The organism is Stenotrophomonas sp. YJH_SMC_133, from assembly GCF_059370655.1.
This window is the reverse complement of sequence record NZ_JCAFTW010000002.1, coordinates 16,650-35,083: the sequence shown is the minus strand read 5'-3', so window position 1 is coordinate 35,083 and position 18,434 is coordinate 16,650. Positions and strand designations below refer to the sequence as shown.

Annotated in this window: 20 protein-coding genes; 10 read left to right on the top strand and 10 right to left on the bottom strand. The window is 67.2% G+C overall.

Features of this window, described 5'->3' with window-relative positions:
• Nucleotides 1–33 precede the first annotated feature (33 nt).
• Together crp and AC5P78_RS02670 are read left to right on the top strand one after the other, a co-directional pair.
• The gene (gene crp, locus AC5P78_RS02675; protein ID WP_012481435.1) at nt 34–723 is read left to right on the top strand and encodes a cAMP-activated global transcriptional regulator CRP; all 690 of its coding nucleotides are present in this window, start codon (nt 34–36) and stop codon (nt 721–723) included.
• Nucleotides 724–785: 62 nt separating this feature from the next.
• Nucleotides 786–1,547 (top strand): sulfite exporter TauE/SafE family protein, encoded by a 762-nt coding sequence (locus AC5P78_RS02670; RefSeq protein WP_076739673.1) that lies wholly within the window; start codon nt 786–788, stop codon nt 1,545–1,547.
• Between the two features lie 169 nt (nt 1,548–1,716).
• Here the strand turns inward: AC5P78_RS02670 and AC5P78_RS02665 are convergent, their stop codons facing one another.
• From AC5P78_RS02665 to AC5P78_RS02620, 10 genes are all read right to left on the bottom strand, one after another.
• Nucleotides 1,717–2,433, bottom strand: a complete 717-nt coding sequence (locus AC5P78_RS02665) for a haloacid dehalogenase-like hydrolase (protein ID WP_005411318.1) — start codon at nt 2,431–2,433, stop codon at nt 1,717–1,719.
• Nucleotides 2,430–3,224, bottom strand: a complete 795-nt coding sequence (gene trpC, locus AC5P78_RS02660) for an indole-3-glycerol phosphate synthase TrpC (RefSeq protein ID WP_099526969.1) — start codon at nt 3,222–3,224, stop codon at nt 2,430–2,432. Before trpC ends, AC5P78_RS02665 begins: the two co-directional genes overlap by 4 nt.
• A gap of 75 nt (nt 3,225–3,299) precedes the next feature.
• Nucleotides 3,300–4,331, bottom strand: coding sequence for an anthranilate phosphoribosyltransferase (gene trpD / locus AC5P78_RS02655; protein WP_049395616.1), 1,032 nt, complete (start codon nt 4,329–4,331; stop codon nt 3,300–3,302).
• Between the two features lie 16 nt (nt 4,332–4,347).
• Nucleotides 4,348–4,935 (bottom strand): anthranilate synthase component II, encoded by a 588-nt coding sequence (locus tag AC5P78_RS02650; protein WP_012481439.1) that lies wholly within the window; start codon nt 4,933–4,935, stop codon nt 4,348–4,350.
• A 2-nt stretch (nt 4,936–4,937) separates the two neighbouring features.
• A complete protein-coding gene (locus AC5P78_RS02645) occupies nt 4,938–5,717 on the bottom strand; it encodes an SIMPL domain-containing protein (RefSeq protein WP_414498647.1) in 780 nt (259 codons plus the stop codon).
• Nucleotides 5,718–5,783: 66 nt separating this feature from the next.
• Complete coding sequence (gene trpE / locus AC5P78_RS02640) at nt 5,784–7,259, bottom strand: anthranilate synthase component I (protein WP_024957679.1); 1,476 nt, start codon at nt 7,257–7,259, stop codon at nt 5,784–5,786.
• Nucleotides 7,260–7,560: 301 nt separating this feature from the next.
• Nucleotides 7,561–8,490, bottom strand: coding sequence for a lipid kinase YegS (gene yegS, locus AC5P78_RS02635; protein WP_005414700.1), 930 nt, complete (start codon nt 8,488–8,490; stop codon nt 7,561–7,563).
• A gap of 330 nt (nt 8,491–8,820) precedes the next feature.
• Nucleotides 8,821–9,303, bottom strand: a complete 483-nt coding sequence (locus AC5P78_RS02630; protein WP_062605509.1) for a GNAT family N-acetyltransferase — start codon at nt 9,301–9,303, stop codon at nt 8,821–8,823.
• Nucleotides 9,304–9,362: 59 nt separating this feature from the next.
• Nucleotides 9,363–10,037 (bottom strand): ribulose-phosphate 3-epimerase, encoded by a 675-nt coding sequence (gene rpe / locus AC5P78_RS02625; protein ID WP_005411326.1) that lies wholly within the window; start codon nt 10,035–10,037, stop codon nt 9,363–9,365.
• A gap of 29 nt (nt 10,038–10,066) precedes the next feature.
• Nucleotides 10,067–10,396 carry a J domain-containing protein gene (locus AC5P78_RS02620; RefSeq protein ID WP_005411327.1) on the bottom strand — a complete coding sequence of 110 codons (330 nt, stop codon included), beginning with the start codon at nt 10,394–10,396 and terminating at the stop codon, nt 10,067–10,069.
• Nucleotides 10,397–10,540: 144 nt separating this feature from the next.
• Between AC5P78_RS02620 and AC5P78_RS02615 the strand changes: the two genes are divergently transcribed.
• The 8 genes from AC5P78_RS02615 to AC5P78_RS02580 all read left to right on the top strand — a co-directional run bounded on the left by AC5P78_RS02615 (nt 10,541) and on the right by AC5P78_RS02580 (nt 18,413).
• Nucleotides 10,541–11,467: a phosphoribosylaminoimidazolesuccinocarboxamide synthase gene (locus AC5P78_RS02615; RefSeq protein ID WP_043034284.1), complete on the top strand. Its 927-nt coding sequence runs from the start codon at nt 10,541–10,543 to the stop codon at nt 11,465–11,467.
• 201 nt (nt 11,468–11,668) lie between these two features.
• Complete coding sequence (locus AC5P78_RS02610; RefSeq protein WP_005411329.1) at nt 11,669–12,154, top strand: Mpo1 family 2-hydroxy fatty acid dioxygenase; 486 nt, start codon at nt 11,669–11,671, stop codon at nt 12,152–12,154.
• A 333-nt stretch (nt 12,155–12,487) separates the two neighbouring features.
• Nucleotides 12,488–15,316: a monovalent cation/H+ antiporter subunit A gene (locus AC5P78_RS02605; protein ID WP_329761444.1), complete on the top strand. Its 2,829-nt coding sequence runs from the start codon at nt 12,488–12,490 to the stop codon at nt 15,314–15,316.
• The gene (locus AC5P78_RS02600) at nt 15,316–15,708 is read left to right on the top strand and encodes a Na+/H+ antiporter subunit C (RefSeq protein ID WP_024957677.1); all 393 of its coding nucleotides are present in this window, start codon (nt 15,316–15,318) and stop codon (nt 15,706–15,708) included. The genes AC5P78_RS02605 and AC5P78_RS02600 overlap by 1 nt, the downstream gene beginning before the upstream one ends.
• The gene (locus tag AC5P78_RS02595; protein ID WP_414498533.1) at nt 15,705–17,243 is read left to right on the top strand and encodes a monovalent cation/H+ antiporter subunit D; all 1,539 of its coding nucleotides are present in this window, start codon (nt 15,705–15,707) and stop codon (nt 17,241–17,243) included. The genes AC5P78_RS02600 and AC5P78_RS02595 overlap by 4 nt, the downstream gene beginning before the upstream one ends.
• A complete protein-coding gene (locus AC5P78_RS02590; RefSeq protein WP_005411333.1) occupies nt 17,240–17,746 on the top strand; it encodes a Na+/H+ antiporter subunit E in 507 nt (168 codons plus the stop codon). The genes AC5P78_RS02595 and AC5P78_RS02590 overlap by 4 nt, the downstream gene beginning before the upstream one ends.
• Nucleotides 17,743–18,027 carry a K+/H+ antiporter subunit F gene (locus tag AC5P78_RS02585; protein WP_005411334.1) on the top strand — a complete coding sequence of 95 codons (285 nt, stop codon included), beginning with the start codon at nt 17,743–17,745 and terminating at the stop codon, nt 18,025–18,027. The genes AC5P78_RS02590 and AC5P78_RS02585 overlap by 4 nt, the downstream gene beginning before the upstream one ends.
• Nucleotides 18,024–18,413 (top strand): Na+/H+ antiporter subunit G, encoded by a 390-nt coding sequence (locus AC5P78_RS02580; RefSeq protein ID WP_005414707.1) that lies wholly within the window; start codon nt 18,024–18,026, stop codon nt 18,411–18,413. Before AC5P78_RS02585 ends, AC5P78_RS02580 begins: the two co-directional genes overlap by 4 nt.
• The last annotated feature ends 21 nt before the right edge of the window (nt 18,414–18,434 follow it).

Below are 18,434 nucleotides of genomic sequence, written 5' to 3'. Positions count from 1 at the left end.
TTAAGCTCCGCTATCGACCCCGTGAATCCGTTCATGCGCAGAGGGAGCGCCCCTATCGTGTCAACCGTGCGCCTAGCTAGCAGTCCACTGGCCTTGGATATCGCCACCATCGATCGTTTCCTGGCGCACAGCCACCGGCGGCGATATCCCACCCGTACCGACGTCTTCCGACCCGGTGACCCGGCGGGAACCCTGTATTACGTTGTCAGCGGCTCGGTTTCAATCATGGCCGAGGAAGATGACGATCGAGAGCTTGTGCTGGGCTACTTCGGTGCCGGCGAGTTCGTTGGCGAAATGGGCCTGTTCGTCGAATCGGACCGCCGCGAGGTGATCCTGCGGACCCGTACCGCCTGCGAACTGGCCGAAATCAGCTACGAGCGCCTGCACCAGCTGTTCCTCGGCCCGCTGTCGGCCGACGCCCCGCGCCTGCTGTATGCGCTGGGCCAGCAGATCTCCAAGCGCCTGCTCGATACCAGCCGCAAGGCCAGTCGCCTGGCATTCCTGGATGTTACCGATCGGATCGTGCGCACACTGCACGATCTGGCGCAGGAACCAGAAGCGATGAGCCATCCGCAGGGCAGCCAGCTGCGCGTGTCACGCCAGGAACTGGCGCGCCTGGTCGGCTGCTCGCGCGAAATGGCCGGCCGCGTGCTGAAGAAGCTGCAGACCGACGGCCTGCTGCATGCCCGCGGCAAGACCGTGGTGCTGTACGGCACCCGTTGACGGTTGAGCACCCGGTGGGTGCGGACCTTGGTCCGCACTCCTTCGCGCGCTAGGCTCGGTGCATGGAACTGAGCAGCGAATTCTGGTGGTTCATCCTCATCGGCCTTGGCGCGCAGCTGGTTGACGGCGCACTGGGCATGGCCTTCGGCCTGGTGTCCTCGTCGGTGATGCTGAGCATGGGCCTGCCACCGGCGCAGGTCAGCGCCAGCATCCACACCGCTGAAGTGTTCACCACCGGTGCCTCGGGCGTGTCGCACCTCGCCGCCGGGAATGTCGATAAACGCCTGTTCCTGCGGCTGGCCCTGCCCGGTGCGGTGGGCGGCGCCCTGGGCGCGTACGTGCTCACCCAGATCCCCGGCGACATCATCCGCCCCCTCATCTACCTGTACCTGCTGGTGCTGGCGATCATCATCCTGGCGCGCGCCGCGGGGCGCTGGATGCCCAAGGGCGAGATCCGCCGGGTACCGGTGCTGGGCTTCTTCGCGGGCCTGCTGGACGCCAGCGGCGGTGGCGGCTGGGGACCGATCGCCACGTCCACCCTGCTCGCCCGTGGCGGCCAGGCGCGCACCACCATCGGTACGGTCAACGCGGCCGAGTTCGTGGTCACGTTGACCGTGTCAGCGACCTTCCTGTTGTCGATGGGCGTGCAGCACCTGCAGATCGTCGCCGGCCTGCTGATCGGCGGCATGATGGCCGCGCCGGTGGCGGCGATCCTGGTCAAGCGGGTGAAGGAGCGCTGGGTGCTGGTGGCCGTTGGCGTGCTGGTGCTGGGGATCAGCCTGTTCCAGATCGGCCATGCGGTGTACGGGCAGCTGGGGCGCTGAGCGTTTGCCGGGCATGGCCCGGCGCTGCCTGCACGGGATTCGGTAGTGCCGGCCGCTGGCCGGCAACCCCGCAGGCCCTTCCGCAGATCATGACGTTGCCGGCCAGCGGCCGGCACTACCGGGTCGCAGCCCGGCACTCCGTCATCCCATCCCCGGCGGATTCCGCGCGTTACGCCTTGTCGCCGCCGCGGTCCACGCAGCCCCAGTTGAGGATGCGGGTGCCGGCCGGCAGCACGCGGCGGAAGAAGTCCACCCTGGATCGCTTCGGGTTCACCACCACCGGCGCCTTGGCGGCCAGCAGCAACGGCAGGTCGGCGGTGCTGTCGGAGTAGGCGATGTCGATATTGCCGTAGCCGCGCTCGCGCAGCATGCGCATCTTTTCTTCGTTGTGGCAGTGGCGGGTCGGGCCGACGCCGCCCAGTCGCGGGCCGACCTCGGTGCCGATCACCGGCACGTCCTGGTGGGCAACGAACGCCAGGATGGCGCGGGCCAGTTCCGGCGGCGCGCCGGTGGCGACCACTACACGGTCGCCCTTGGCGCGGTGCGCGGCGAACACCTCCAGCGCCTGCGGCAGCAGCTTGGCGCGCATCTGCGCCTCGTTGCGCAGCACGTAGGCATCGATCACCTTGTTGAAATCGCGCGCACGGTGCAGGCCGAAGCTGCCGATCCACACGTAGACCGAAATACCCGTTCGGCGGGTCGGCAGCATCGCCACCAACGGCCCGGCGATCGGCGTGACCAGCAGCGCGGCCAGCATGCGCAGCGGGTTGCGCTTGATCAGCGAGGCGAACAGATGGGTGCCCGAATCGCCGTCGTAGAGGGTGTGGTCGAAATCGAAGACCACCAGCGGCGCATCGTCGCGCGGCGTCGGATAGTGCGTTGTCATGCCGCGAAGAATAGCTGACGCAGGCCCTCGCCCGGCTCTTCCACGCGCATGAAGGCCTCGCCGACCAGGAATGCATGGATGCCGGCATCGCGCATCAGCGCGACGTCCTGCGGGCCGAGGATGCCACTCTCGGTGACCAGCAGGCGGTCACGCGGCACCGCCTGCTGCATGTCCAGCGTGGTCTGCAGCGACACCTCGAAGGTGCGCAGGTTGCGGTTGTTGATGCCGATCATCGGCGCCGGCACCTGCAGCGCGCGCTCCAGTTCGTCGATGTCATGCACTTCCACCAGCACGTCCATGCCCAGCGACAGCGCCAGCTCGGACAACGTGGCCAGCTGGGTATCGTCCAGCGCGGCGACGATCAGCAGGATGCAGTCGGCGCCCAGCACGCGCGCCTCGTACACCTGGTAGGCGTCGATGACGAAATCCTTGCGCAGCACCGGCAGCGTGCAGGCTTCGCGGGCCTGCTGCAGATAGGCGTCGGCGCCCTGGAAGAAGTCCACGTCGGTCAGCACCGACAGGCAGCTGGCGCCACCGAACTCGTAGCTGACGGCGATGTCGGCCGGGCGGAAATCCGGGCGGATCACGCCCTTGGAGGGGCTGGCCTTCTTCACCTCGGCAATCACCGCCGGGTCGCCATTGGCCACCGCCGCCTGCAGCGCGCGCACGAAGCCACGTACCGGCGGGGCGCTGGCCACGGCGTCCTGCAGCTCCTCGAGCGGGCGCTGGGCGCGGCGCTGGGCCACTTCTTCGGCCTTGCGGGCCAGGATCGTCTGCAGGATGTCGCTCATCGTCTTCGGGTCGGTGCGGGGGGCGGTGAGGACGGCCATTATCGGCCATCGAGAGGGTCAGGCTGAACCGCGCGCTCAGGCAACCAGCGCGCGGGTGGTCTCCACATACTGCTGCAGGCGCTGGCGGGCGCTGCCATTGGCGATGGCGGCACGGGCGCGGGCCAGGCCATCGCCGATGTCGCTGGCCACACCGGCCACGTACAGGGCGGCACCGGCATTCAGCGCGACGATGTCCAGCGCCGGGCCCGGCTCGTTGTCGAGCACGGCGCGCAGCATCTGGATGGACTGTTCCGGGCCGTCCACGCGCAGGTTGCGGCTGGCCGACATGGCGATGCCGAAGTCCTCCGGGTGGATCTCGTACTCGCGCACCTTGCCGTCGCGCAGTTCGCCGACCAGGGTGCCGGCGCCCAGCGAGATCTCGTCCATGTTGTCACGGCCCCAGACCACCATCGCGCGCTCGGTGCCCAACTCGCGCAGCACGCGTGCCTGGATACCCACTAAATCGGGGTGGAACACGCCCATCAGCACCGACGGCGCGCTGGCCGGGTTGGTCAGCGGGCCAAGGATGTTGAAGATGGTGCGTACGCCCATCTCGCGGCGGACCGGCGCGACCACCTTCATCGACGGATGGTGGATGGGCGCGAACATGAAGCCGATACCGGTTTGTTCGATCGCGGCGGCCACCTGGGCCGGCTGCAGCTCGATGGCCGCGCCCAGCGCTTCCACCGCATCGGCGCTGCCGGACTTGGACGACACGCTGCGGTTGCCGTGCTTGGCCACGCGCGCACCGGCCGCAGCGGCGACGAACATCGCACAGGTGGAGATGTTGAAGGTGTGCGAGCCATCGCCCCCGGTGCCGACGATGTCGACCAGGTGGGTGGTATCGGCCACCGGCACGGCCAGCGCGAATTCACGCATGACCGTGGCCGCAGCGGCGATCTCGTCGATGGTTTCCTTCTTCACACGCAGGCCGGTGAGGATGGCGGCGGTCATCATCGGCGACACGTCGCCACGCATGATCTGCCGCATCAGGTCGACCATTTCGTCGAAGAAGATTTCGCGATGTTCGATGGTGCGATGCAGGGCTTCCTGGGGGGAGAAGCTCATGGGAATGCTCCTTGGATCAGGCCGCCGGGCGCTGCAGGAAATTGCGCAGCAGGGCGTGGCCGTGTTCGGTGAGGATGGACTCGGGATGGAACTGCACGCCTTCCACCGGGAACTGGCGGTGGCGCAGGCCCATGATCTCTTCGATCGAGCCGTCGTCGTTCTCGGTCCAGGCAGTCACTTCCAGGCAGTCCGGCAGACTGTTCTTGTCCACCACCAGCGAGTGGTAGCGGGTGGCCTGGTAGCGGTCCGGCAGGCCAGCGAAAACGCCCTTGCCTTCATGGCGGATCGGCGAGGTCTTGCCGTGCATGATGTTGCCGGCACGGATGACCGTGCCGCCGTAGACCTGGCCGATGCCCTGGTGGCCCAGGCACACGCCGAGGATCGGCGTGGTCGGGCCCAGGCGCTCGATCAGTTCCAGCGACACGCCCGCTTCGTTGGGCGTGCACGGGCCGGGCGAGATGACGATGCGCTCGGGCTTCTGCGCGGCGATCTCGTCCACGCTCATTGCATCGTTGCGCACCACCTTCACCTCGGCGCCCAGCGTCTGCAGGTACTGCACGAGGTTGTAGGTGAAGCTGTCGTAGTTGTCGATCATCCACAACATGGTCAGGTTCCGTCGCTTATCAGGAAAATGGCGTACACGTTTTCGGTGTAGGTGATGGGGCCGGCTTCCACCGACTCGCGCAGGCGCGAGCCCGTGGTCTCGATGCTGTTCATCGGTGCCTCGGGCGCGGGCGGCGAGGGCGGCGTCACCAGATCCCCACTGCTGGGCCAGTTGCCCGCCTGCACGCCATAGGCGAAGTTCGGCGCCACATCGGAGATGCTGTACAGGCCACGCAGCTGGGTGCCGTAGGCCTTGGCCAGGCCCTGCGCAGACTGGCGGGTCTGGGCCGCCGCCTCGCCCTTGAGTTCGCGGCGCAGCGCCACTTCGCCCGAGTAGGTCGGGGCCACGCTGCTGACCTGCACGTTCTCGTTGGCCTTCAGCGCCCCCAGCACGTCCTGCATCTGCTGGACGCTGGCGAAGCTGGCGCGCAGTTGGCGTGACACGCGGGTGCCGATGAAAACCTGCCGATTCTGCTCATAGCGCGTCGCAGGACCAATCCGCAGGTTGTCCGCGCGCACGCTGCCTTCCACCGCCTTGTGCTGCTTGAACAGTGCCAGCACGCGGGCAACGTTGTCCTGCACGCGGCGGCGCGCGGCGTCGGCGTCCATGCCGGTCTCTTCGATGTTCAACTGCAGGCCGAACCGGTCCGGCATCACCACGCGACGCGCCTCGCCCTTCACCAGCAGGTGCGGCTGCGAGGGAATGGTATTGGCCTGCGCCCACGCAGACGGGGCCATCGTGGCCAGCAGTGACGACCACAGCAATGCGCTCAGCAGCTTCATGCGGTACTCCTTGTCTTCAACGGGAACAGCGGAACGACCACGGCGCGGCGCCGTGGCGAGGCAGGCTTACAGGCCCTTGGCAGCCTGGGCAACGGCGCGGAACAGCGCGCGGCCCTTGTTCATCGTCTCGTCCCATTCCTTGTCCGGGTCCGAGTCGTAGACGATGCCGGCGCCGGCCTGCACGTACAGGCGGCCGTCCTTGATCACCGCGGTGCGGATCGCGATCGCGGTATCGGCATCGCCGTGCCAGCCGATGTAGCCGATGCTGCCTGCGTAGACATTGCGCTTGATCGGTTCCAGCTCGCGGATCACTTCCAGCGCGCGGATCTTCGGCGCGCCGCTGACGGTGCCTGCCGGGAAGGTGGCACGCAGCACGTCGGCGTAGCTCAGGCCCGGCTGCAGCTGCCCGGTCACTTCGCTGACGATGTGCATGACGTGGCTGTAGCGCTCGATCACGAACTGCTCGCCCACTTCCACGGTGCCCGCCCTGGACACACGACCGGCATCGTTGCGGCCGAGGTCGATCAGCATCAGGTGCTCGGCGCGTTCCTTCGGGTCGGCCAGCAGCTCGGCTTCCAGCGCCAGGTCCTGCTCGGGCGTGGCGCCACGCGGGCGGGTACCGGCGATCGGGCGCACGGTGACTTCGCCATCCTGCAGGCGCACCAGGATTTCCGGCGAGGAGCCGACCACCTGCAGGTCGCCGACATCCAGGAAATACATGTACGGCGACGGATTCAGTGCACGCAGCGCGCGGTACACATCCACCGGCCGCGCCTTGAACGGCACGCTCAGGCGCTGGCTGAGCACCACCTGGAAGATGTCACCGGCGCGGATGTATTCCTTGCTGCGCTGGACCGCATCGACGAAGCCTTCGCGGGTGAAACCGGAGACGAAATCGGATTCATCCAGCACATCGCTGTTGAGCGGTGCCGGATAGCCGGCGCCCGGCGCGCGCAGCTTGGCAGTCAGTGCATCCAGGCGCGCCTGCGCCTGTTCGAAGGCGCCGTCGACACGCGGGTCGGCGTGCACGATCAGGTACAGGCGGCCCTTGAGGTTGTCGAACACGGCCAGCTCGTTGGAGTCCAGCAGCAGGATGTCCGGCGTGCCCAGCTCATCGCGGCCGGCCGGCGGGGCCAGGCGTGGTTCGATGTAGCCGATGCACTCGAAGCCGAACCAGCCGACCAGGCCACCGGTGAAGCCCGGCAGGCCTTCCAGCTTCGGCACCGAGTGGGCGCTGCGCAGCGCCTCGACCTCGGCGAACGGGTCGGCCACCTCGCGGGTGTCCACCACCTGGCCGTCTTCGCGCACGGTCAGCGTGTGGCCGTGGAAGGCGTACACGCGGCGCGCCGGCAGGCCGATGATCGAGTAACGACCAAAGCGCTCGCCGCCTTCGACAGATTCAAACAGGTAGGTATTGGGGCCGTCGGCGAGCTTCAGATAGACCGAAAGCGGCGTGTCCAGGTCGGACAGCACTTCGCGGACGACGGGAATATGGGTGTGGCCTTCAGCGGCCTGCTGCTGAAACTGAGCGTGCGAGTTCAAGACGACTTTCCTTCCGGGACACAGCGTTATGGGGGCGGACGACGGCAACGGGCCACCATCGCCACCAACGGCGTGCGGAAGAAAGGGTATGCGGGGTCGTCAGGCTGGACACCCCTTGACTGTATCGCAGCTTGGACGGCAGGGGAACCCTGGGAAACTGAACCACGGGACGGGCGGGGCCAGCCACGGGAACCGACGACGCGGACCGGTAGAGTCGACTGTTGGTCGACTTGCGCGCGTAGCGCGGGGTTTTACGCCGTCGGAACGAGAAGCAGTCGACTAACAGTCGACTCTACCTCCCCTACCCACCCAGCAATGGGCAGCCAGCCGGAAGATGCATCCGTACCCTGCCCGGCACGCACTCGATGCGGAACTGGCGGGCCTGTACCGGCTCGCCATCCAGATTGAGGGTCAGCGGGCGCTCGGATGCGACCTCCAGCCACGGCAGCCGCGCACGCGTGGCCAGCTGTTCCAGCGCAGCCTGGGTGCCGGACTTCAGCATCTGGCCGAGGGTGGCGGTGACCTCCCCTTCCAGCTCCGGAAGCACCGTCACATCCAGCAACCCATCATCGATCAGTGCCTGCGGGCACAACTGCTGGCCACCACCGGCCTGGCGACCATTGCCGATGCCGAGCGCAATGAAGTCGCCTTCCCACGCGAAGTCCGGACCGGACAACCGTGCGGTGATCGGCTCGATGCGGCCGAGCTTGGCGATGCCGGTGATCACATAGGCCAGCCCGCCCAGCATCTTCTTCAAGCCCGCATCCGTCTCCACCGTCACCTGCGTGCCGAAGCCACCGCTGGCGAGATTAGCGCACCACCATTGGGTGCCATCGGCGTCCACGCGCAACAGGTCAATGGCATGCGGCGTCGCCTGCCCGATCAAGGCGAAGGCCTCCTTCGGTTCGGTCGGTATGCCGGCCGCAGTCGCGAAATCGTTGGCGGTCCCCATCGGGATCAGCGCCAGCGAGGGCAGCGCATCTGCCAGCTCCTCACGATGCGCCAGTGTCTCGGCCACCGCACTGAGCGTGCCATCGCCACCGGCGGCCACGATCACATCCACGCCATGGTCGATCGCCTCGGCGACATAGCGCTCGGCGTCACCGTCCTCCCAGGTCACCCGCACTTCCAGCTGCACGCCCTGTCCGCGCCAATGGCCGACGGCGTCGCGCAACTCATCATTGCCGGCGGATTTGCCGTTGAGGATCAGGCGCCAGCGCGGGGTGGTCATGCAGAGCTTCCAGGGATGCGGTGGCACAGGCTAGCAATGCGCTGTTTGCCTGCGGTGAATGTCACGCAGATGTCATTCAGCTACCGGAGAATGGGAGTCCATAGCAGGGACGACGGATGGAGGCAGGATCAGCCTCCCACGCATGCAGCGAGGCCACGCCAGTGATTGGCGTGGCTTTTTTTTGGGATGTGCAGGGAGTGCGAACCAAGGTTCGCACCCACCAGGTTGCGGTTCGCTCCCCCCCCCCAAGTTGCGGTTCGCTCCCCCCCCGGGTTGCGGTTCGCACCCACCCGGTTGGTAGATCCACACCATGCGTGGATGCACTTCGCTTCACCCGTTGGCGAAATCGTGCAGCGCCTGGCCCTGCAGCCGGTACACGGTCCACTCGTCCTGCGGCTTCGCACCGGCAGCGGTGTAGAACTCGATGGCCGGGGTGTTCCAGTCCAGCACCGACCATTCGAAGCGACCGCAGCCCTCGGCTACGGCCTGGCGTGCGATGTACTTCAGCAGTGCCTTGCCGGCGCCCACGCCGCGCTTTTCCTGGCTGACGTAGAGGTCTTCCAGGTAGATGCCCTTGCGGCCCAGCCAGGTGGAGTAGTTGTAGAAGTACACCGCATAGCCGATGGCCTCGCCGTCGGCTTCGCAGATCAACGCGCGCGCCGTGGCATCGGCGCCGAACAGGCTCTCGGCGATGCCGATCTCATCGGTCTGTACCGAATGCTCGGCCTTCTCGTAGATGGCCAGTTCGTGGATGAAATGCAGGATCAGGCCAGCATCGGCCACGGTGGCCGGACGGATGTTCAACAGTGCCATGCGCAGATAAAGGGGACGGAGGGAATTAAACGAGATTAATCCCCTCCGTCCCCTTTTTGTCAGCGGGCGGCGGCGACGTTGGCGCGCATCTGCGCGATCACGTCCTGGTAGCTGGTCTTGGCGTTGAAGATGGCCGAGCCGGCGACAAAGGTGTCGGCACCGGCAGCCGCGATCTCGCCGATGTTGTCGGCCTTCACGCCGCCGTCGATCTCCAGGCGGATGTCCTTGCCGCTGGCATCGATCATCTTGCGCACCACCTTCAGCTTGTCCAGCGCCGAGGGGATGAAGGCCTGGCCACCAAAGCCCGGGTTGACCGACATCAGCAGCACCAGGTCCAGGTCCTCCAGCACCCAGTCGAGGATGTCCACCGGCGTGGCCGGGTTCAGCACGATGCCCGGCTTGCAGCCCAGCGAGCGGATCAGCTGGATGGTGCGGTGCACGTGGCGGCTCGCCTCCGGGTGGAAGCTGATGTAGGTGGCACCGGCCTCGGCGAAGTCCGGGATGATGCGGTCCACCGGCTCGACCATCAGGTGCACGTCGATCGGCGCGGTCACGCCGTGCTTGCGCAGCGCCTGGCAGACCATCGGGCCGATGGTCAGGTTCGGCACGTAGTGGTTGTCCATCACGTCGAAGTGGACCCAGTCCGCGCCAGCGGCGAGGACGTTGTCGACTTCCTCGCCGAGGCGGGCGAAGTTGGCGGACAGGATGGAGGGGGCGATGAGGCAGTGGGACATGGCCGGGCCTTGCAACGAGGGGAAAGGGGTCAGCGCTTGCGCAGGGTCTTGATGCGGTCGTAGGCGGCGTTGATGCGCCGCGACTTCTGCTCGGCCTGCTGCTGCAGCTCGGGGGCGGCGCCGCCAAGCTTGTCGGGGTGGTACTGCGAGATCAGCTTGCGGTAGGCGCGCTCGACCTCGGCATCGGTGGCCTCGGAGGTCAGCCCCAGCTCCCGGTACGGGTTCTCCTTGTTCAGGCGGAACCAGTCCGAATCAAAGGCATGGCCGATCAGCAGGCCGACCACCGCCCCGAACAGCGGATTGGGCCGGAACAGCAGGGCGCCGGCGATGAATCCGAGCAGTTTTCCGTACCAGCGCATGGCGCTCCGGGGTCGACCGACGAAATGGACGCTCATTTTACGTCACAGCGGGCCCGGACGGCTTTACACTAGGCCGCCCGCTGGTCAGCGGGCCCGCCGGGTCCGTTGGGCAGCAGCCGTATCGACAACGCCCCAGGAGTGCCCGTGCCAACCACGCTGTTGCAATCCGATCTCCCCGGCCTGCCCTTGCGCCATCGCGGCAAGGTGCGTGATGTGTTCGATATCCCGCGCGAGCGGCTGCCAGCCGGAACCCCGCCGGGCGAGTACCTGCTGATGGTGGCCACCGATCGCCTGTCGGCGTTCGACGTGGTCCTGCCCGACCCGATCCCGGGCAAGGGTGAGATGCTCTGCCAGGTGTCCAACTTCTGGTTCGCCAAGACCGCGCACCTGATGCCCAACCACCTGACCGGCATCGACGTGGCCAGCGTGCTGCCCGAAGGGGTGGACCCGGCCCTGTATGCCAGGCGCGCGGTGGTCACCCGCAAGCTGAAGCCGGTGCCGGTGGAAGCAATCGCCCGCGGCTACCTGATCGGCAGCGGCTGGAAGGATTACCAGCGCACCGGCAAGGTCAGCGGCATCGACCTGCCCGACGGCCTGCGCCAGGCCGAGCAGCTGCCCGAGCCGATCTTCACCCCCTCGACCAAGGCCGCTGTCGGCGACCATGACGAGAACATCGATTTCGATGCAATGGTGAAGCAGGTCGGTGCGGAACTGGCCGAGCGCGTGCGCGACGCCACCCTGCGCATCTACAAGTTCGCCGCCGATTACGCCCGCGAGCGCGGCATCATCCTGGCCGATACCAAGTTCGAGTTCGGTACCGACGCCGATGGCCGCCTGTACATCATGGACGAGATGCTGACGCCGGATTCCTCGCGCTACTGGCCGGCCGACGAGTACGAAGTGGGCACCAGCCCGCCGAGCTACGACAAGCAGTTCGTGCGTGATTACCTGGAGACGCTGGACTGGGGCAAGACCGCCCCGGGCCCGACCATCCCGGCCGAGATCATCGAGCGCACCCGCGCCAAGTATGCCGAGGCACTGCAGCGCCTGGCCGGGATCAGCGTCGACTGATGCGCCTGCGCCCCCGGCCGGAAAGGCGGGGGGCGCGTTCGGTAGTGCCGGCCGCTGGCCGGCAACCTCGCGAACACCTGCAGCCAGGCATGGCCTGGCTCTGGTAGTGCCGGCCGCTGGCCGGCAACCTCATGAACTCGGCTATGCTCTGGAGTGCCGGCCAGCGGCCGGCACTACCGTTGTCCGAGGAAGCAACGCAGCATGCAGACATCCACCGAGCTTGCGCGGCCGATCGACCGCTATTTCGCCAGCTACTCCGACGACCACCGCAATGTGATCAACCAGCGCATCCACGTGGTGGCGGTCCCGGCGATCCTGTGGTCGGTGGTGGCTCTGCTCTGGTGCCTGCCGCCGCTGATCACCTGGTTCCAGTACGGCATCTGGTCGGCGTTCGCGATGTTCAGCGCCTGGTGCTTCTACAACAAACTGTCGCGCCCGCTGGGCATCGGCATGCTCATCCAGTTCTTCGTGTTCGGCTGCCTGTGCCGCCTGCTGGAGGCCGAAATCGGCCTGCACAACCTGTTCTGGCTGGCGGTGGGCGTGTTCGTGGTGGCCTGGATCGCGCAGTTCATCGGCCACAAGTTCGAGGGCCGCAAGCCCAGCTTCCTGACCGACCTGACCTACCTGCTGATCGGCCCGGCCTGGGTGATGGCCAAGTTCTACCGCAAGCTCGACTGGCGCTACTGACCTGCCCAGGGTCGACGGCGCCCCTCGTTTCCTGAACGGGCAGATTCCATCACCCGCACTCCACGACGGCCCTGCCAGCCTGCGCCGGTGATCCGCTCCCCACTTCCCGCCCGTCGACGGCAGCCCCTGTGCGACAGGGCCTGCGGTCTCCCTGCGTGGGCGTAGGGCGTCCCCCGAGGGCAACCGGGGAGGGACTGCAGGAACGCGATGTTGCGTCGCAGAAAATATGAATCAGCGGACGTTACATGCAATTGATCGCTGTTCGATGGGTTTCAGCGACATTTCGCAGCCTGTTATCCTCCCTGACCTGCTCGTGAATCATGGATTCCCTGCATGCTCCCCAGCCTGCCCCTGCTGCTGGCCCTGCCGTTCCTGATGGCAGCGGCTGTTGCGGCCTTCCCCCGTAGTTCGCGCTCGACTGCTGCCTGGCTGGCGGCGCTGGCGCCGTTGGGCGGACTGGCCATCCTCGGCTGGCTGACCCCGTCCGTACTCGACGGCCAGGTGGTGCGGACGATGGTCCCTTGGCTGCCGCAGATCGGCCTGGACTTCACCCTGCGCCTGGACGGGCTGGCGTGGATGTTCGCCGGGCTGGTGCTGGGCATCGGCGCGCTGGTGGTGCTGTACGCGCGCTACTACCTGAGCCAGCAGGACAACGCGCACCGCTTCTACTGCTACCTGCTGCTGTTCATGGGCGCCATGCTGGGCATGGTGCTGTCGGGCAACCTGCTGTTGCTGATGATCTTCTGGGAAATGACCAGCATCAGCTCGTTCCTGCTGATCGGTTTCTGGTCGCACCGCCAGGACGCCCGCGAGGGCGCGCGGATGGCGCTGGTGATCACTGGCGGCGGCGGCCTTGCGCTGCTCGGTGGCGTACTGCTGATCGGGCGCATCGTCGGCAGCTTCGACCTGGACGTGGTGCTGGCTGCCGGCGAGCAGATCCGCGCCAGCGCGCTGTACCCCTACGCGCTGTTCCTGGTGCTGGCGGGCATCCTCACCAAGAGCGCGCAGTTCCCGTTCCATTTCTGGCTGCCGCACGCGATGGCCGCGCCCACTCCGGTCTCTGCCTACCTGCACTCGGCCACCATGGTGAAGGCCGGTGTGTTCCTGCTGGCGCGCCTGCATCCAGCGCTGGCCGGCAGCGACCTGTTCTTCTACACGGTCAGCGGCATCGGTGCGATCACGCTGTTGATCGGCGCCTGGAACGCGATCTTCCAGCACGATCTGAAAGGCCTGCTGGCTTATTCGACCATTTCCCATCTGGGCCTGATCACCCTGCTGTTCGGCCTGTCCACGCCGATGGCGGTGGTGGCCGGTGTGTTCCACATCCTCAACCACGCCACCTTCAAGGCCTCGCTGTTCATGGCCGCCGGCATCATCGACCATGAGACCGGCACCCGCGACATGCGCAAGCTGGGCGGCCTGCGCAGGCTGATGCCGTTCACCAGCGCGCTGGCGATCATTGCCTCGCTGGCGATGGCCGGCATCCCGCTGCTCAACGGCTTCCTGTCCAAGGAAATGCTGTTTGCCGAGGCGATCACGGCCGGAGGCCCGGGAATCATGCGCACGGCGGTGTCGATCGCCGCATTGCTGGCTGGCGTGTTCGGGGTGGCCTACAGCCTGCGCTTCGTGCACGACACCTTCTTTGGCCCCGGCCCGCACGACCTGGATCGCGTGCCGCATGAGCCGCCGCGCTGGATGAAGGTACCGGTGGAACTGCTGGTGGTGATCTGCGTGGCAGTTGGCATCGCCCCGGCACTGACCGTGGCACCGGTGCTGCATGCCGCTGCGGCGTCGATCCTCGGCAGCGCCATGCCCGAGTACAGCCTGGCGGTATGGCACGGCTTCAACCTGCCGCTGGCGATGAGCGCGATCGGCGTGATCGGCGGCGTGGCGCTGTACTTCGGCCTGCGCAAGCTGATCAACCTGCATGCCGTGACCAACGTCAGCACTGGCCGCAATGTGTTCCATGCACAGCTGGATGCCGTGTCCGCACTGGCCATGCGCCTGACCAACGGCATCGCCAACGGCAGCCTGCAGCGCATGCTGCTGGGCCTGGTGCTGGTGGCGATCGCAGTTGCCGCCGCGCCATTCGTGGCAGATCCGGCGTCGCCAAACTGGACCGCGCCACAGCCGATGCCGCTGCTGGGCTGGGCGCTGTGGCTGGTGATGATGGCCTGCGCGGCGGCCACCCTGCGCATCTACAAGCAGCGCCTGCTGGCGGTGCTGCTGGTCGGCGGCGTCGGCCTGATGGTGGCGCTGACCTTCGTGTTCCTGTCCGCACCCGACCTGGCCCTGACCCAGCTGCTCGTGGAGATGGTGACCCTGGTGCTGATGCTGCTGGGCATGAACTACCTGCCCGCGCAGTCCGGGCCGGAACGTCCGCGCTGGCGCAAGCGCCGCGATGCGGTGATCGCGATCATCGCCGGCGCCGGCCTGGGTGCGCTGGCCTATTCGGCGATGACCCTGCCGCCGAACACCATGGCCGGCGAACTGCTCGCCCGTGCGTTGCCCGAGGCCTACGGCCAGAACGTGGTCAACGTGATCCTGGTCGACTTCCGCGGCTTCGATACCTTCGGCGAGATCACCGTGTTCGGCATTGCCGCGCTGGTGGTGCACGCACTGTTGCGGCGCACGCGGATGGCACCGGAACAGATCATGCCCGGCCCGCCGATCAAGCTGCCGGTGCCGGCCGACCTGGCGCAGATCATGTTCCCGCTGACGCTGACCGTGTCGATCTTCCTGTTCCTGCGCGGCCACAACGCACCGGGCGGCGGCTTCATCGCCGGCCTGGTGCTGGCGGTGCCGCTGCTGATCCAGTACGTGATCCAGGGCACCGCGTCGGTGGAATCGCGCTTCGGCTTCGACTACATCCGCTGCATCGGCATGGGCCTGCTGATCGCCCTGCTCAGCGGCAGCGCCTCGATGCTGTTCGGCGTGCCGTTCCTGACCAGTGGCCACCTCGACCTGCACCTGCCATTGATCGGCGACGTGCCGCTGGCCAGCGCGATCGGTTTTGACATCGGCGTGTATCTGGTGGTGTTCGGCGGCGCCATGCTGATGCTGTCGATGATGGGCACGATCAAGCCGTCGCGTACCCGCGCTGCCCGCAAGGGTGAGATCGACCTGCAACGCCGTTCGGCCCGCACCGGGGAGATGCACTGATGGAACTGGCCCTGGCTACCGCGATCGGCGTGCTGACCGCCATCGGCATCTACCTGCTGCTGCGTGCGCGCAGCTTCGACGTGATCCTCGGCATGACCTTCCTGTCCTACGCCACCAACCTGCTGATCTTCGCCGGTGGCCGCGTGGTGCTGGGCAAGGCGCCGGTGCTGCAGGAGGGCGTGGACAGCCACCTGGGCAACTACACCGACCCGCTGCCGCAGGCACTGGTGCTGACCGCGATCGTGATCGCCTTCGCGATGACCGCAGTGAGCATCGTGCTGGCCATGCGCAGCCGCAGCGACAACCACAGCGACCATGTGGACGCCCACGAGCCCGACGACGACCTGCAGGATGAGAACGCATCGGCGCGCCAGGGCGAGGATCGCGCATGAACCATCTGGTGATCCTGCCGATCCTGATTCCGCTGCTCGGCGCCGCGCTGTCGCTGTTCGTCGAACACCGCCGCTACGGCCCCAGGGTGCAGCGCGCGGTCGCGTGGACCTCGCTGTCGGCGCTGGCGCTGGCGGTGGGCCTGCTGTTCGCGTCGACCGCGGGCGGTGACATCAACGTCTACCTGCTGGGCGACTGGCCGTCGCGGCTGGGCATCGCGCTGGTGGCCGACCGGCTGTCGGCATGGATGCTGCTGACCACCCTGCTGCTGGCCATTCCCTGCCTGCTGCACGCCTGCTCGGGTTGGGACCGCCGCGCACCGCACTTCCATGCACTGTTCCAGTTCCAGCTGGTCGGCCTCAACGGCGCGTTCCTGACCGGCGACATCTTCAACCTGTTCGTGTTCTTCGAGGTGATGCTGATCGCCTCCTACGGCCTGCTGCTCAGCGGTGGCCGCGGCCTGCGCATGCGCATCGGCCTGCACTACGTGGTGTTCAACGTCACCGCCTCGACCCTGTTCCTGATCGCGCTGGGCCTGCTGTACGCCACGCTGGGTTCGCTGAACATGGCCGAGCTGTCGCAGCGCATTGCCGCGGTGCCGCCGACGCAGCTGACCCTGGTGAAGGCCACGATGGGCCTGTTGCTGCTGGTGTTCTGCGCCAAGGCCGCGCTGATGCCGCTGTACCTGTGGCTGCCGGAAGCCTATTCGCGCGCGCCGGCCGCAGTGGCGGCGCTGTTCGCGATCATGACCAAGGTCGGCCTGTATTCGGTGCTGCGCATCCAGATGCTGTGGTTCGGCGACGATGCCGGCGCGATGGCCGGCTATGGCCGCGACTGGCTGCTGTGGGCCGGCGTGGCGACGCTGGTGCTGGGCGGGCTCGGCGCCCTGGCCGCGACCCGCCTGCGCGTACTGATTTCCTACCTGGTCATCGTGTCGGCAGCCACGCTGTTCATCGCCTTCTCGGTGGGCACGCCGCAGGTGCTCTCGGCCGGCCTGTACTACCTGCCGCACAGCAGCTTCGTGGCCGCTGCGCTGTTCCTGGTTGCCGACCTGATCCGCCGCCGCCGTGGTGGCGCCAGCGACCGCAAGGAGGTGGTGGCGCCGATGCCGGGCAAGGAAACGCCGGCGGTGCTGTTCCTGATCGGGGCAGTGTCGGTGGCCGGCCTGCCGCCGCTGTCCGGCTTCCTGGCCAAGGCCGCGCTGCTGGCCGGCATGCCGGCGCAGCAGTACACCGGCCCGGTCTGGACCGCCGTGCTGGTCAGCAGCCTGCTGGTGATCATGGGCCTGACCCGCGGCGGCATCCGCCTGTTCTGGCGCGTGCCGCCGGTCGATCCCGATGCACCGAAGCCGCGCAAGGCTCCCCTGCGCCGGGTAGAACTCTACGCCGCCTGCCTGCTGCTGGCCTACGGCATCGGCATGACCCTGGCTGCGGCACCGTTGATGCGCTACACCGACGCCACCGCCGCACAGCTGCTGCAACCCAGCGAGTACGTGCAGCAACTGCGTGCGACCACGCCGGAGATCCGCCAGCCATGACCGCCCAGCGCTCCCTGTTCCGTCGCCTGATTCCCTCGCCGATGCTCAGCATCATGGTGGTGGCGTTCTGGCTGCTGATGTCCGACAGCTTCACCCTCGGCCAGATCGTGCTGGGGCTGCTGCTGGGCGTGGTGGTGCCGCTGTTCGCCGCGCGCCTGGACCGCGAGTTCGCCCGTATCGGCACCCTGCGGCCACTGCCCAGGCTGGTGTGCGTGACCCTGTGGGACATCCTGATGTCCAACATCCGCGTCGCCCTGCAGGTGCTGGGCCCGGAAAAGAACATCCACCCGGGTTTCATCTGGCTGCCGCTGGACATCGCCAACATCCACGGCATCGCCGCGCTGACCAGCATGATAACCCTGACCCCGGGCACGGTCTCGGCCGCGCTCAGCGACGACCGCAAGTTCCTGCTGGTGCATGTGCTGCACCTGGAGGACCCACAGGACCTGATCGATACGATCAAGCGCCGTTACGAGGCGCCGTTGATGGAGATCTTCCCATGACCGGTTTTGAAGTCATCCAGACCACACTGGTGGTGTGCATGCACGTGGTCGGCCTGGCCATGCTGCTGGCCACCTGGCGCCTGCTGCGCGGGCCGACCGTGCCCGACCGCATCCTTGCGCTGGATACCCTGTCGGTGACCGCGATCGCCGAGCTGATGCTGTTCGGCATGTACCTCAATTCGCCGATCTACTTCGAGGCGGCGCTGATCATCGCCATGCTCGGCTTCGGCAGCACCGTGGTGCTGAGCAAGTTCGTGCTGCGCCGGGACATCGTCGAATGATCACCGCGATCCAGATCGGCCTGTCGATCCTGCTGCTGTTCGGCTGCTTCTTCATCCTGGTCGGCGCACTGGGCCTGGTGAAGCTGTCGACCTTCTTCAAGCGCCTGCACGCGCCGACCAAGGCCAGCACGCTGGGCGTGGGCTGCGTGCTGGTGTGCTCGGTCTGCTACCACATCTTCCTCGGCCAGGACCCGCAGCCGCGCGAGCTGCTGATCACCGTGTTCCTGTTCATCACCGCACCGATCAGCGCGCACATGATGGCCAAGGCCGCGCTGTCGCTGCTGATGGAGACCCGCCCCACCCTGCCAGGCAACGAACGTGCCGCCGAGGAGCAGCTGCCGCCGCCGGAGCCGGTGCGGGAAGAGGAAGCCACGCAGAACCGGTAGTGCCGGCCGCTGGCCGGCTGC